Origin of the sequence: Thiocapsa bogorovii (assembly GCF_021228795.1) — a bacterium.
Taxonomy (GTDB): Bacteria; Pseudomonadota; Gammaproteobacteria; order Chromatiales; family Chromatiaceae; genus Thiocapsa; species Thiocapsa bogorovii.
The window spans coordinates 4,832,536-4,846,114 of the sequence record NZ_CP089309.1 but is presented as its reverse complement, the minus strand read 5'-3'; the positions used below and the strand labels follow the sequence as shown (position 1 = coordinate 4,846,114).

The window sequence follows — 13,579 nt, the reverse complement described above, 5'->3', positions numbered from 1 at the left end:
CTATCGGTTCAGGTACCCGAGCTGATCGACGCCGAAGGGCGTCGGGGTCAGGCCAAGCCGGGCGAAACTGTCGTTCTCGAAGCAGACGTTCCCCTCCATCAACATTTTGATTTGATCGCGCGAGATCGGGAACCAGGGGTACCGATCCAGCAGACTCGCGGTCGCCTTGATGGCCATGGCCGGGGCGGGGAGCATCAGCTTGGTCTTGCCGGACGCCGCGGCGATGGTGGTCAGGATCGCTTTCCAGCTCAAGCGCTGCGGCCCGCAGAGGCTGTAGGTCTGCGACTCGGTGCGCGACTCGCTCAAGGCCAGCACGAAGGCCGCGGCGACGTCGTCGATATGGACCGGAGCCAGCTCGAAACCGCCGGCGTTCTTGGGAAAGAGCCCGCTGTAGAAGAGCGGCGCCGGCATCGGGCTGTCGATGATGTCCTTCTTCAGCTGCGAGCAAAACTCCATGCGACCATCCGGATCGCCGAAGATGACCGAGGGGCGGAAGATGGTCCAGCGCAGACCCGATGCCTTGAGTGCCGCTTCGGCGAGCGCTTTGCTGCGCTGATAGGGCGTGCCCTCGACATGGACCCCATTGGCACTCATCAGGATGAAGCGGTCCACGCCTTGCCGCTTCGCTGCCGCGATGGTGTCCTCCACCCCGACGCGCTGCAACGCATCGAAGGTAATCCCCCGGTTCGGAAACTCGCGCAGGATGCCGATGAGATAGATCACTGCATCCGAGCCCTCCAGGCAACGGTCGAGCGCAACCGGATCGGCCACGTCACCGAGAACGATATCGCAATGTTCCGGCTGAGCGACCTTCCGCTCGCTCCCCGGTCGGACCAGAAGCCGCGGCCGATGACCGGCATCGATCAAATGCCGAGAGATGTTCGTGCCGACGAAACCGGTACCGCCGATGATGGCAACCTTCATATGAGCCTCCTTTCGCGTTGATGGGGTGTGGCGAACGACGCGCCGTCATTCAGCCGAGATCGACAACAGAACGAGCGCACGTGTGTTTTCCGCGGCATTGCGCGCCCAGCGCACCCTGCTTTCCTAAAAACCCACGTGCGCTCGGTATATCGGGGCGATCCGAACCGAGACGAGTCCTTTCCGAAGGTGAGTGTTTTGTCCAGGATCGCAAGGCAGCCTGTCCAGGTCTTGCAAAACTTTCGCCCCGCCTGAACCTGCCCTGATACACCTCAACCCGATTCCATAAGAGGCTCGAAATGTCGAAAACCTATTTGATCGTCGGCGGAACATCCGGCATCGGCGCCGCGCTGCTCGGGAAGCTTCTCGAGCGCGGCCATCGCGTGATTCAACTGTCTCGTCACCCGGAAGCGGCACCGGATCACCCGAAGGTCACCAGTCTGCACTGGGACGTCCGAACGAACGACTTCCCCGCGGATGGACTGCCGACGACGCTCGACGGACTCGTCTATTGCCCCGGCACCATCAGGCTGCGCCCCTTCGAACGGCTTGCCGAGAAAGAGTGGTCGGAAGACTTGGAGATCAATCTGCTCGGTGCGGTGCGCGCCCTGCAGGGTGCGATGAAGGCCCTGAAGGCAGCCGATTCCGCCAGCATCGTGCTCTTCAGCACGGTTGCCGTGGGGACCGGGCTTCCGTTTCACGCCTCGATCGCGAGCGCCAAAGGCGCGGTGGAAGGCCTGACGCGATCCCTCGCCGCCGAGCTCGCCCCGCGGATCCGGGTCAACGCCGTGGCGCCGACCCTGACGGCGACACCGCTTGCCGAACGTCTGCTCGGAAACGAGTCCAAGCGCACCGCGGCGGCTGAACGGCACCCCCTACGAACGATCGGAGAGCCCGAAGATGTTGCGAGCGCCGCGCTGTGGCTGCTGGAAGATGCACGCATGACGACAGGGCAAGTGGTTCGCGTCGATGCCGGATTGGCCACCTTGAGAACGAACTGAGACGGCTCGAAGCGGCTCGGCGAAGGCTCGAACCGCTTCGAAACGTGGCCGTCTCTCGAAACCTTCGCGATCGGATCAGGCGTCCGGGCTGAGCTCAGCCGCCGATTGCACGTGTTCCCGTGCTCAAGGCGCCGTGCGGAAGCGTGCGGGGGATACTGATTTGACGCCGCACCCGACGCAGGTTGCGCCGCGCGAGTCCAAAGACCTCGTCAATGGCCTCTTTTGCTGTCTTGCGCGCGTCTCGAACGACGATTTGGCGCCCGTGGGCGATCTTGGCGGAGAGCTCGCAGCGGACGCGGTGTCCGTGGAGCGGGTCGAATTCCTCTTGGATCGTGGCATGAGCCTCCAAGTCTTCACCGGGGAAGCGTGCCGCAAGCTTGGCCACTTCCGTCTCGATATGACGGCGGATATCACCGTCCAAGGCGAGGGTATCCCCGCCGATTTTGATCAGCATACTCTTCGAATCTCCGAAGACCCTACTCAAGCGAACAACCATGGTTGCCTCGTTCGATCGGGGTCAGTCTGTGAGGGCGAGCGGTGCGGAAGAACGTGTGTCGGATGAGACTCCGAACCGGAGGGGACACAACGCGAAGCTTTCGCTCGCGATGGATCATGGCGTTCGGCGCGCTGAAAAGCAAGGCAACGACACAGCGAAGAGGCGACGAGCATTCTCGAGCGTGGTTCGGGCCGGTCTCTTCGGGCGTCATCAGCCCGGAGCCGCCGCACCCACGCGTTGCCGAAGGGCCCGAAACGCGGGGCGCACGGCTCATCCAACCATCAACACCATCTCCGCGGAATTTCCGACCAGATTCTGTCGAACTTTTTAGCGGCCGACGCCTCGAAGCTCGCGAGTCTCTTCGGAGGCTCTCTGACTCCTTGTCGTGTTCCCCGCCTCCGGCGGGGTTTTTTTTGCGCGCCCGCCAAGATCCCCGAACGGTGCAAAGCAAAGGCTCATCCGGCCGATCCTACCAGTCCGGGACAAGTCGACCGCATCGGGAACCCTTCGACGCCGTCAGACTCGAAGGAATCGCAACGATGAGTTCTCCTTGTTCGCTCGCCCCGCATCGCGGGGCGTCTTTTTGTCTGCTGGACCTCTTGCCTGCCGGACTTGGGTTTCGATTCATGCCTGAAGGCGACACCATCCACAAGCTCGCGACTTTTCTGTCCGGCGCCCTGGTCGGACAGCGTCTCGACAGCGCCCGCCTGCAGGGGCGCGCCATCGCCGCGCTTGCGCAGGATCGCATCCTGGGGATCTCGAGCAAGGGCAAACACCTCTTCATCGATTTGGAAGGCGGGGCGTCGCTCCGGGTCCACCTCGGGATGTACGGCTCCTGGCACCGTTACCCGGTCGGACAGGCCTGGCAGAAACCTAAGCGCCGGGCGACACTCGTCCTGAGCGCCTCGGGGCAAGACTACGTCTGTTTCAACGCAAAAGAGGTCGAGATCCTCGAAACCCGCGGCTTCAAGAAACGCGATCAGACAGACCGACTCGGACCGGACCTCAGCCGCGATGCGCCGACCCCCGAGTCCCTGCTCCATCGCGCCCGCACACTATTGACTCCCGAGACCGAGCTCGTCGATCTCCTGCTTGATCAGCGCATCGCCAGCGGCATCGGAAACGTCTACAAATCCGAGATCCTCTTCCTGGAGAGGTGCGAGCCGCGGACCCGCTTCGGCGCCATTTCCGACGAGACCTTCGGCGCACTCTACCGAACCGCGGAACGCCTTCTCCTGAACAACCTCGGCGGCGGCCCCCGGGTCACGCGGACCGCCGACGACGGTCGCGGCATCCTCTGGGTCTACGGACGCGCCGGAAAGCCCTGCTTTCGCTGCGGAACGAGCCTATTACGGGAACGCCTCGGACAACACGCCCGATCCACCTACTGGTGCCCGACCTGCCAGTAGGGTGTGGTGAGGTACGAACCGCACCGACCCGCCGTCCGGTCGCGGCAAGGTGCGGTTCGTACCTCACCACACCCTACGACGTCCGCTCCGGTCGACGATCTCGATGCCTGGCCGGCGTCTCACCGGGTTCCAATCCGTTGCGCTCGACCGCGCGAGGCAAAACGGCCCGGCGGGCGTGTTGCGGTTCCTCTCGTCAGCACAACCGACATCCCCGTGTAGGGTGTGGTGAGGAACGAACCGCACCGATCTGCCGTCCGGTCGAGGCACGGTGCGGTTCGTACCTCACCGCACCCTACCGACGAACCCTCGGTCGACGATCTCGAGACCTGGCTGGTGTCGCACCGAGGCCGGGTCGATTGCGCCGAACCGCACAAGGCACAACAGCCAGGCGGGCGCGTCGCGCTTCCTCTAGTCAGCCCAACCGACATCGGGCCGAGCCGCCGGGGCGGGCGAGAAAAGCACGGATCGTATACACTGCGCGACAGACCACATTGTTGACGTCGATCCGCCGCATGCACACCGACCCCCTGTTTTACCGTCTGTTTCAGGAACGTCCCGCGCTGGCCTTCGACCTCGCCGGGCTGACGGTACCCGACCCCTCGGCTTACCGCATGCGGGCGATCGAGGTCAAGCAGACCGCCTTCCGACTCGACGGGGTCCTGATCCCGCCGCCGGAGCACGCCAATGCTCGGCTGATCTTCACCGAGGCCCAGTTCCAAGGCCGCCCGACCTTCTACGCCCGATGGCTGGCGGCGATCTTCCTGTATCTGTACCGCCATCGCGTCTCCCGCCCCTGGCAAGCCGTCGTGGTGTTCCCGGATCGCAGCGCCGACACCGGAATCATCACCCCCTACGAAAGTCTCATCCATTGCGGGATGCTTCGACGCGTCTACCTTTGCGATCTGATCAATGCCCAAGACCTCGGCTTCAACGCCCGCTTGGCGCGTCTGGTTATCCTGAGCCCAGAACAAGCTCCGGCCGAGGCGCGCGCCCTGGCCGCCGAGCGCGACACCACCGCCGATCCGCTGGAGACCCTCGATCTGATCGAGACAATTTTGGTGTATAAATTCCCCGAGAGAACCCGCGAGGAGATTCGAGCCATGTTGCACCTACCCGAAACCGACTTGAAGAAGACCCGCTTTTACCAAGAGGTATTCAGCGAAGGCCGCGAGGAAGGTCGCGAGGAAGGCCGCGAGGAAGCCGCACGCGCACTGGTTTTGAGACAACTCACGCGGCGCTGCGGCACACCGACGCCGCAACACCGAAAGCGGATCCAAGCCCTCTCCGGCAGTGAACTCGGGTCGTTAGGCGAAGCCCTGCTGGACTTCCGCTCTGTCGACGACCTCGAGACCTGGCTGGCGTCGCGCTGAGGTCAAGTCCGTTGTGCCCAACCGCGCGAGGCACAACAGCCCGGCGAGCGTGTTGCGCGTCAGCACAAACGAAATACCCGTCCGAGCAGCAATGTAGGGTGTGGTGAGGCACGAACCGCACCGCGCCTCGACCGTACCGCAGATCGGTGCGGTTCGTACCTCACCGCACCCTACGCAAATCTCCCGCCCCGGCGACCCGGTAGCGCACGGCCGGGAGCAAGCCCATCGGATCACCCCGCCCCGCGTTCGAAGGACGCCGAACGCGGACATCCTTCGCGAACCCGCTCAAGGCACCGCGGGCAACGCAACCTCCAAGGTCGCGACATCCCCCAACACGGCTTGGATCTCGGCAAGCGTCGGAGCCCGCGTATAGGCCGGGTCATCAAGCCGCCCCAAACAAGTCATGCGCATCAGATTCGGGTCCTGACTGTCGTCGAGCCAGAAGTGATAGCCCGGGCGGATCATCTGCGACCCGCCGCTATCGCCATGGCCGGCGAGCTGAAAGCGCACGCCCCGATCCAGGGTCGGCGTCGGCGCCCGGCTGGACACCAGCGCGATATAGTCCTGCACGCGCGTAATCTCGACCGTCCCCGCCGGGATGGTTTGGATCCCATCTCCATCGATCCGCCGCACCTCAAGCACACAACTCGTCCCGCTCTCACGCGATGCCGCCGATCCGCGATCCATCAGGAACACCCGTGCCCGCCCGGGCTGAATCTGCACCGGCCGGTGCAGCGTGAGCGTACTCCCCGCCGGGATCTCCACCCAACCGCTGTCCGCGGACTGGCGAACAAGGGTCTGGCAGCCACCGAGCAACAGGGCCAAAAGCCCGAAGGCAGTTGATCTAACGAGGGTTCGCAGGGTCATATCGATATCCGGGAAAGCCGTTGATGTGTAAAAACGTGGTGTCGGGGCCCCCGCAAATCACCTATCCGAATGATCCGCCCGCACTGGCAAAGCCGACGAGGCTCATCGATACTTAGCGTGACCTAAAAACGTATCGAATTGCGAAGGTTCGGAACGAACCCTCTCCGCAATCCCGCGGAGCTATGCTCGAACACGAAGGATTCGGGAATGGACTCGGATACCCGTCGACCACCGTTGGATCTCCGCCCAGACAGGCCGCTCATGGGAAAGGCGAGCGCCCATGTCCCCGCGGCCTCGGCCTCGGCCGTCACCGTATGCCCGTGGCGAGCGGCACCCTGCTCTGAAACCTCGGCTCCAACACCGGCGGCTCATGGCGCCACCACGGACAAGATCGACTTCCGCGACCAACCGAGGCGCTCGACCCACTCCGCGCTAGGACGACCCTCTGCGACGTCGATTGCGTCCATTTGTGACAAGTTTGTCATCGTTTCCATCGAACGCGAGCCCGAGCGCCACGCGGCGACCCCGGGATTGCGAGCCATGAGGCGGACACATGAAGGCGCGAGCACTGCTTTGGACTTTCCAAAAATACAACCCCTTAACATGGCGCCCATCTTGCGGGGTTTGAAACAGCGCACGTTGTTATCGACCAGGGAACAGAAAACGTGACCCACCTCTCGAACCGCCGCCGAGGATTTACCCTCATCGAGCTAATGGTCGTTGTGGCGATCGTCGCGATCCTTGCGGGGATCGCTTATCCGTCCTATGTCGATCACGTCAGGCGCGCTCGGATGACGGATGCGCAGATGGGGTTGATGGAAGCGGCACAGTGGATGGAGCGCCAATATACGCTAAACAACGAATACCCGAACAACTCCGGCATCACACGTACTCCAAAAGAAGCAACAAGCGATTCTGAAGCGTATTACAGAATCTCGAAAACCTCTGGCAACAGCTCTGAATACGAGCTGACAGCCACTCCGCAAAGCGGACAACAGTGGAAAGACTGTAAATCTCTTACGATAGATCATCACGGCAGACGAACCCCCCCGGAATGTTGGAGATGAGAACTCGAACATCGTACATCAACGTGAGCAATGGATTCACGCTCATCGAGCTGATGACGAGCTTAGTCGTGCTGAGCATTCTACTTGCAATCGGCATTCCCAGCTTCAAGAGCTTCTCAGACAAGGATCGTATTACGGACACGACGAATGATTTGATCACAGCTTTTCAACTCGGGCGGAGCGAAGCGATTCGGCACCGCACCAAGGCCACTATCTGCGAGGCAAACAAAGATCAAACAGAGTGCGTCAACGAATCTACTCTGTGGTCAAACGGATGGATTCTATATCGAAGCACCCCGGCCACGCCAATCCGGATCGGAACAGCACCTCTCGACGGTGTCAGGATCTCCACGAATGCATTGCGCATCGTTTTTGACGCGGCCGGCCAAGCAACGGATTTCGGACAATTCGAGATCGACTCTGACGCCGGGGAACCGCGCTGTATCCGAGTGCTTCCGAGTGGATTCATCTCATCGGAGAAGATGGCATGCCCAAAAACCGAGTAATGGAATCCATGCCAAGCCGAATAACGCTCGGCATTGTAAACCACCAATCTCAATCGGGCGCCTCACTGCTTGAGGCTTTAATCGCAATGATCGTCGTCAGCGTCGGCCTACTTGGCGTGGCAGGGCTTCAAATGCGGGCTCTTCAATCCGCTAATGAGAGCGCCGGAATTTCCAATGAGACAATCTTGGCAAACGATTTCGGCGAACGCCTTTGGGCAGTCGCCCGCGTACTCGCAGACGCCGACGAAAGCGATCGTATCGAAATCGTGACACGTACCCGGAATCAATGGATCCGTGACCATGATCGCAAGGTCGCTGTTGACGATCAAGAAGACTGCACTCTACCCGAGTGCTGTCCCGATCCAATCTGCTTTATTGACGAAGACAGTTTTGCATTGGGCGAGCGGAAATACGTTCAACCCGGTGCGCAGCACCCGTCGTACATTTTTCAGATCGATTCTAGCAACATCTTTTCGGTCGTTCTTCCAACCACAGCGTTGATCTCGGAGTCCTCCCAATGAGATCCCGAACGATAGCGACCCACCTGGGATGGCGACGCCAGATCGGATTCACGTTAGTAGAGCTTCTTGTCGCATCGGTTCTCGGATTGTTTATCATCGCAGGAGCGGCAAGCGTCTTCACCGCGAGTCGGGAGACCGCCCGTATCGGGGAGCGCGTGCAAACCAATCAAGAAGCTCGTCGCTACGTTGCCCAGACGATTTCACGGGTTGTCCGTGCCGGCGAGAGCTTTTCCGGTACAAACGAGAGCAAGCTCGTTGTCAAATTTCCGGATGATCTTCCCGATGATGTCCTGGACTGCCTCGGGAAGACTGCTGCCGGTGTGTCGAATAGCTTTACAACAGCATTAAACAAGGATACTGGGAAGTACGAGCTTCTCTGCCAACGAGACTCTGAGAAACCTCAAGCCTTGATCGATGGGCTGGCCCCTTCTTCGGATAAAAAACCGAATATGGAAGTGCAGTTACTTCGTCCAAGTCTGATCGATGACTGTCCGGAGAATGAGGAGTGTTTAGGTGAATTGCAACCCGCGAACGTCAACAACGCAACCTCGGTGCAGATTGTCATCAGAGTACCTAGCCCAGATGGAACCCCCGAGATTGACGATAAGGCTTTTATTGTGACCATGAGATGTGTAGTACTTGGTTGTAACGAGGGAGGATAATTACGGCGATGTTTAAGAAGGAGGCTGAGGCGATGACGAACTCTCGCAAAAAATCTCACCAAAAGGGTGTCGCTTTGGTCGTGGGGCTCATATTGGTTGCCGTTGCGAGCCTTGGAGCCGTTGTCGCAATTCGAAGCAGCCTTCTCCAAGACCGCATGGCGTCCAACCAGCACAACAAGTCCGTCTCCGAGATGGCGGCAGAAGCTGGAGCAGGTCGTTTCCTTGATTGGATAACAGATCAGGAGCGAACAAACAATCTCGGAACCGACTGGGAAGAAAGGGATGCGACGTGGCTCCCCGACACCCGAAACGCAACCGCGGACTTCCCGCCATTCGGATACTTCTGGATCGGCGAAGAGCCTACTTGGGCGGATAATCCGTTCGATGTAACTGTCATCGGAGAATCAACGCTGAATAACGAGGTCTTGGCGGAGACCCAGCTTCGCTTCAGCGTTTCCATCGAAGCAGGCGTATCCACTCCGATGTTTCAGCCATTCGCCGATGCCGGCGTCGTTGGCTGCGAAGGCGTCGCAACGCGCGGGAGCGGCCAGATCGACAGCTATGATTCGAGCGTGGGACCCTACAATGCCGCCAACCCGGGGCGAGAGGCACATGTGCTAACGACATCCCCGTCGGCGATGATAGAGCTTACCGGCAATGCCCCGATTTACGGCAGCGTGAACTCGACGGGCGGCGTATCCGCAACAGGCTCATCGCCGGTTTACGGTGACATCAACGCCACCGGCGAGGTCTCGCTGAAAGGTGGCGGAGTCAAGGTCTACGGCAACGTGAATACTGCAGGAGACGTAGTTTTCGAGAGTAGCGCCGAGGTTCATGGCAATGTCTCTGCGAATGGTGATATTGCTTTCGAAAATTGGGGCGCCCGTGTTACCGGCGATGCAAACGCCGGCGGCACGATTACAAGCAAGAACAAGAATAAGCCTCCCGAGGATCATGTCGGCGGATCCGTTCAAGCCGGGTCGAATCCCGGAAACACGGGTGTGCCGGAAACCCCTTGCGATCCGCTCGATATCGACGAAATTGTTTCGGAATTCGACGGCCAATTCTCAACGGGTGGGATGAACATCGGACCCTGGACTTACCGCGATCTTAAGCTTTCGCCAGACGGCGTTGACTATTACGATCCGACCTGGAACGTAAAGAGCTGGAAGACAGACAATACGCGCACGATGCAGGATGTCGATTTGTTCGGAAATGAAACCCGATTCCTCAAGGTCTCGGATTTCTCGTTGGGTCAGAACGGGAGTCTTGAAGTGACGGGCGGTGACGTTGTTCTCATGGTCGACGGCGACATGTCGATCGGCGGCAACACCGCGATTACGATTGCGCCGGGCAGCAGCCTGACCGTACTCCTGACCGGCAAGTTCGATCTTCAGGGAAGTGTAACCGTCAACGACAAAAATCCGATCGACGCATCCGGTAAAATACCGTTTTCGTTGTACTCGACGTACGAGCAGGCATCGAAAAAAGGAAACAACGACGGTGTGCAGATGCGTGGAAACACCGACCTGACCGCCGTCGTCTACGCACCGAAATCGCATGTTTCAGCCACCGGAAGCGGCGCTCTTTTCGGCCAAGTCCGCGGAAAAAGCGTCGAGGCAACAGGGGCGGGCGGAATCCATTACGACGTCCGGCTCGGCACCTTCTCTGTTCCAACGAGCGAAAGTACCGGCGGAAATGACGATGCGACGGCGGTCCGGGTGACGAGCTGGAACGTGGTCTTGCCCGTATCCGAATAAGGGAGCGTAAAACCGGGTACGGACCGCGGTTTCATACAATCCTCGTGCCGTCTGTTCTCGCGAGAAGGCGTAGGGTCAAGAGCCCACAGGGATCTCCCTTCGCGCACCAAATCGCCCAATACGTTGATCTTGGGATCGATCAGGACCACAAAGCCGCCGGCGGCACATTGGGCCTCGCGCAGCTCGTGATTAGCGCCGTAGGATGTGGTGAGCGATAGCGAACCGCACCGAACCCACCGAACCCACCGTACGCACCGAACCCGCAAAAGCCATAGGACCTGGCCATAGGGTCAGATCACCGCCGCACACCAAATCACCCAAGGCGTGGGCCGCGGAATCCATACCGGTCAGTCGCCCCCGGCATGTTGCCACGAGTCGATGACTGCGACGCCGCATTCCTCGAAGTCGCTGACGTTGCGGGTGGCCACGACAACGCCGTGCGCACGGGCGATGGCGGCAATCTGGCAATCGAACTCGCTGATGGGTCGTCCTGCGGCACGCCGTTCTGTCCCGATGCTGGCGTATTCGAGGGCAGCAGCGCTGTCGAAGGGCAGGACGCGGCCGCGGAAGTCCTCCCGCAGCATTCCGTTCACAGCCTCGGCCAGCGCCTCGCGCCGTTTGTCCTTCGTCAGGACGGCCACGCCGTCACGCAGCTCCGCCTCGCTGATCGCGGTAAGAAACATGTCCGCACCGTCCTGGCCGGCGAGCCAGGCCTCGACCGTTGGTGCCGGTTTAGCGCGCAGGATTTCGGAGAAGACCTTGGTGTCAAGGATGATCATCGCGGCATCAATCCATAACCGGCGGTTCGCGCATCGGCTCGCGGGGCGGAAGGTCGAGGTCCGCCCCCCCGAAGGCGGAGACGCGGGCGCGGATTGCCGCCACGAGGTTGACGGGCGGCTCAGGCTCGCCTACGACACGGCGCAGGATTTCCCGTGCTTCCTCTTCCATCGAGCGTCCGTGCTCGGCCGCGCGTATGCGCAGACGGCGCTTCAAGATGTCGTCGAGATTGCGGATCGTGATGCTGGCCATTGTGCCCTCCATCGGCTCCCGGCGAGATTAGGCAATGATTGCACTGCAATCAAGTGGAGCCCGGTATCGGGTGGCTTCCGGTCTCTGACCGATCAGCTGCGCACTGCAGCTCCGGGCCGCATGCGGAAACCAGGGGTCGCGGTAGGGACGGAGGTTACCCCCCGCCCCCCGCACAGATCCGTACGTGCGGAATTACCGCATACGGCTCCTGCCTCGGGTCATGACGCGAAGCGAACCGTCGGGTAGGGGTGAGCCAGTTTCACCGACGGTAGATATTTTCGAGCCAGCCTGTTACACCTCGACCAGGGCATCCGGTGCTTGTGACTACGCCGCATGAGAGACTGACGCCAGGCGCGGGTGACTTCCGCTCGGAAGCCGTCCAGGCGTTTGAGATTGCCCGGCACCGCGTGGTAGTTGAAGTAGCCCCGCAGGACGCGGCCCAGCCATTTTCCTTGCTCCGGAATTGGCGCGTGGCGCTGCTCCCTCAGTCGCCCCCGGATCGCCGCCAGCGTCGCCCGCATCCGCTTTTTGACGGTGCGTCTGACGATCGCGAATCGGCCTTTCCGGGTCTTGCCGCAGATGTGCGTAAAGCCGAGAAAATCAAACGTCTCCGGCTTTCCCAATCCCTGGCGTTTCCGGTTGGAAGCAGCGTAGCGGCCAAACTCGATCAGCCGCGTCTTCTCCGGATGCAGTTCCAGACCGAAGCGCTGAAGGCGTTCGCGCAGGTCCGCAAGGAAGCCGCGCGCCTCCACCTCAGCCTGAAATCCATACACGCTATCATCGGCATAGCGGACCAGGATGACCTGGCCGCGCGCGTGCCGCCGGCGCCATTGGTGCGCCCAAAGGTCGTGAACGTAGTGCAAGTAGATATTCGCCAGTAACGGCGAAATCACCGCACCTTGCGGCGTACCCCGTTCGCCGGGAACCCGCCGTCCTTGTTCGTCGATGACGCCTGCTTTCAGCCAGTTGCGGATCAGTCGAAGGATCCGTCGATCCGCGATCCGGTGTTCCAGGAATCGCATCATCCACCCGTGATCGAGCATGTCGAAGAACGAACGGATGTCTGCGTCCAAGACCCAGTTGACCGGCCTGGTGTCGATGGCGACATAGAGCGCGTCCAGCGCTTGGTGTTGGCTCCTGCCAGGTCGAAAGCCATAGGAGAACCCCAAGAAATCCGTTTCATAAATCGCGTTGAGGACGGTCACCACCGCCTGCTGCACGATCTTATCTTCCAAGGCGGCAATCCCCAGCGGACGCAAACGACCATCCGCCTTGGGGATGTAGACTCGCCGCGACGGCGTGGCGCGATAGGCACCGGTATGAATCCGCCGGTGCAAGTCCTCCAGCCGACTGGCGAGGCCCCCTCGTAGCTGGTCCAGGTCACGCCGTCCACCCCCGCCGCCGCGTCCCGGCGAAGCGCATGGAAGCTCTCCTCCAGTAGCGTCGGTGTGATGTGGTGCAGCAGTGCCGTGAACTGTGCCCGCCGATCCCGGCGGGCCGCTTCGCGTACGCCTTCGAGACCCATCGACACGCGATCCCGGCTCTGTGTCCGGTGCGTGGGCGCCTCTCCAGCGTTCCCCTCGGCTACGCCCCTTCCCTCCACCACCTCCGCGGGGTTGTCCCCCTTGTTCGGCAGCTTCTTCGGTACTACGAGCGTATCCGACTTCTCATCCGCGTCGATGGCGGGATGACGGCTTTGCCTTCCCCGCCCCACCCGGTCGGCGCCGGGTACGGATGAGACCTCCCAGGTCCTGTGCAAAAGGCTTCCCGGCATGCTCAGGGTCTCCGACCGCGCGGGATCGTCTGCGCACTTGCGATTAGCGCCCGCAGCCGTGTCGCCTTCCGCCTGTCTGTACGACGTCGGCATCCCGGAGTTCGTGATTTCGCGGCTCAATGGCTGGCCTGCCGGTTTCCCCTGTCAACGCTTGGAGCTACGCCTCACGGCATATCCCCCATGACTCGGGGCCGAA

14 protein-coding genes are annotated in these 13,579 nt (G+C 61.1%); 8 read left to right on the top strand and 6 right to left on the bottom strand.

Annotated features, from left to right (window positions below):
- The gene (locus LT988_RS21550) at positions 1–924 is read right to left on the bottom strand and encodes an NAD(P)H-binding protein (protein ID WP_232407532.1); all 924 of its coding nucleotides are present in this window, start codon (positions 922–924) and stop codon (positions 1–3) included.
- Between the two features lie 296 nt (positions 925–1,220).
- Between LT988_RS21550 and LT988_RS21545 the strand changes: the two genes are divergently transcribed.
- Positions 1,221–1,922, top strand: coding sequence for an SDR family NAD(P)-dependent oxidoreductase (locus LT988_RS21545; protein WP_232407531.1), 702 nt, complete (start codon positions 1,221–1,223; stop codon positions 1,920–1,922).
- 94 nt (positions 1,923–2,016) lie between these two features.
- Here the strand turns inward: LT988_RS21545 and LT988_RS21540 are convergent, their stop codons facing one another.
- A complete protein-coding gene (locus tag LT988_RS21540; RefSeq protein WP_232407530.1) occupies positions 2,017–2,376 on the bottom strand; it encodes an HPF/RaiA family ribosome-associated protein in 360 nt (119 codons plus the stop codon).
- 668 nt (positions 2,377–3,044) lie between these two features.
- Here LT988_RS21540 and LT988_RS21535 point away from each other — a divergent pair.
- Together LT988_RS21535 and LT988_RS21530 are read left to right on the top strand one after the other, a co-directional pair.
- Positions 3,045–3,827: a DNA-formamidopyrimidine glycosylase family protein gene (locus tag LT988_RS21535; protein ID WP_232407529.1), complete on the top strand. Its 783-nt coding sequence runs from the start codon at positions 3,045–3,047 to the stop codon at positions 3,825–3,827.
- Between the two features lie 512 nt (positions 3,828–4,339).
- Positions 4,340–5,197: an Rpn family recombination-promoting nuclease/putative transposase gene (locus LT988_RS21530; RefSeq protein WP_232407528.1), complete on the top strand. Its 858-nt coding sequence runs from the start codon at positions 4,340–4,342 to the stop codon at positions 5,195–5,197.
- 285 nt (positions 5,198–5,482) lie between these two features.
- Here LT988_RS21530 and LT988_RS21525 read toward each other — a convergent pair whose 3' ends face one another.
- Positions 5,483–6,064 carry a hypothetical protein gene (locus tag LT988_RS21525; protein ID WP_232407527.1) on the bottom strand — a complete coding sequence of 194 codons (582 nt, stop codon included), beginning with the start codon at positions 6,062–6,064 and terminating at the stop codon, positions 5,483–5,485.
- A gap of 665 nt (positions 6,065–6,729) precedes the next feature.
- On the opposite strand from LT988_RS21525, the gene LT988_RS25335 reads away from it, so the two are divergent.
- The 5 genes from LT988_RS25335 to LT988_RS21495 are packed head-to-tail and all read left to right on the top strand — an operon-like array spanning position 6,730 to position 10,580.
- Positions 6,730–7,131 carry a type IV pilin protein gene (locus LT988_RS25335; protein ID WP_269752076.1) on the top strand — a complete coding sequence of 134 codons (402 nt, stop codon included), beginning with the start codon at positions 6,730–6,732 and terminating at the stop codon, positions 7,129–7,131.
- A complete protein-coding gene (locus LT988_RS21510; RefSeq protein ID WP_232407526.1) occupies positions 7,128–7,637 on the top strand; it encodes a GspH/FimT family pseudopilin in 510 nt (169 codons plus the stop codon). Before LT988_RS25335 ends, LT988_RS21510 begins: the two co-directional genes overlap by 4 nt.
- Positions 7,619–8,158, top strand: a complete 540-nt coding sequence (locus LT988_RS21505; protein ID WP_232407525.1) for a type IV pilus modification PilV family protein — start codon at positions 7,619–7,621, stop codon at positions 8,156–8,158. The genes LT988_RS21510 and LT988_RS21505 overlap by 19 nt, the downstream gene beginning before the upstream one ends.
- The gene (locus LT988_RS21500; protein ID WP_232407524.1) at positions 8,155–8,820 is read left to right on the top strand and encodes a PilW family protein; all 666 of its coding nucleotides are present in this window, start codon (positions 8,155–8,157) and stop codon (positions 8,818–8,820) included. Before LT988_RS21505 ends, LT988_RS21500 begins: the two co-directional genes overlap by 4 nt.
- Positions 8,821–8,828: 8 nt before the next feature.
- A complete protein-coding gene (locus LT988_RS21495; RefSeq protein ID WP_232407523.1) occupies positions 8,829–10,580 on the top strand; it encodes a DUF7305 domain-containing protein in 1,752 nt (583 codons plus the stop codon).
- A gap of 347 nt (positions 10,581–10,927) precedes the next feature.
- Here LT988_RS21495 and LT988_RS21490 read toward each other — a convergent pair whose 3' ends face one another.
- The 3 genes from LT988_RS21490 to ltrA form a co-directional block, all read right to left on the bottom strand.
- Positions 10,928–11,359, bottom strand: a complete 432-nt coding sequence (locus tag LT988_RS21490; RefSeq protein ID WP_232407522.1) for a type II toxin-antitoxin system VapC family toxin — start codon at positions 11,357–11,359, stop codon at positions 10,928–10,930.
- Positions 11,360–11,366: 7 nt separating this feature from the next.
- Positions 11,367–11,609 (bottom strand): FitA-like ribbon-helix-helix domain-containing protein, encoded by a 243-nt coding sequence (locus LT988_RS21485; RefSeq protein WP_232407521.1) that lies wholly within the window; start codon positions 11,607–11,609, stop codon positions 11,367–11,369.
- 218 nt (positions 11,610–11,827) lie between these two features.
- A complete protein-coding gene (gene ltrA / locus LT988_RS21480; RefSeq protein WP_456300849.1) occupies positions 11,828–12,988 on the bottom strand; it encodes a group II intron reverse transcriptase/maturase in 1,161 nt (386 codons plus the stop codon).
- Positions 12,989–13,579: the final 591 nt, after the last annotated feature.

Coding starts and splice junctions, on each gene's coding strand:
- LT988_RS21550 (WP_232407532.1), bottom strand. CDS start 924: ATGAAGGTTGCCATCATCGGCGGTACCGGTTTCGTCGGCACGAACATC.
- LT988_RS21545 (WP_232407531.1), top strand. CDS start 1,221: ATGTCGAAAACCTATTTGATCGTCGGCGGAACATCCGGCATCGGCGCC.
- LT988_RS21540 (WP_232407530.1), bottom strand. CDS start 2,376: ATGCTGATCAAAATCGGCGGGGATACCCTCGCCTTGGACGGTGATATC.
- LT988_RS21535 (WP_232407529.1), top strand. CDS start 3,045: ATGCCTGAAGGCGACACCATCCACAAGCTCGCGACTTTTCTGTCCGGC.
- LT988_RS21530 (WP_232407528.1), top strand. CDS start 4,340: ATGCACACCGACCCCCTGTTTTACCGTCTGTTTCAGGAACGTCCCGCG.
- LT988_RS21525 (WP_232407527.1), bottom strand. CDS start 6,064: ATGACCCTGCGAACCCTCGTTAGATCAACTGCCTTCGGGCTTTTGGCC.
- LT988_RS21510 (WP_232407526.1), top strand. CDS start 7,128: ATGAGAACTCGAACATCGTACATCAACGTGAGCAATGGATTCACGCTC.
- LT988_RS21505 (WP_232407525.1), top strand. CDS start 7,619: ATGCCCAAAAACCGAGTAATGGAATCCATGCCAAGCCGAATAACGCTC.
- LT988_RS21500 (WP_232407524.1), top strand. CDS start 8,155: ATGAGATCCCGAACGATAGCGACCCACCTGGGATGGCGACGCCAGATC.
- LT988_RS21495 (WP_232407523.1), top strand. CDS start 8,829: ATGTTTAAGAAGGAGGCTGAGGCGATGACGAACTCTCGCAAAAAATCT.
- LT988_RS21490 (WP_232407522.1), bottom strand. CDS start 11,359: ATGATCATCCTTGACACCAAGGTCTTCTCCGAAATCCTGCGCGCTAAA.
- LT988_RS21485 (WP_232407521.1), bottom strand. CDS start 11,609: ATGGCCAGCATCACGATCCGCAATCTCGACGACATCTTGAAGCGCCGT.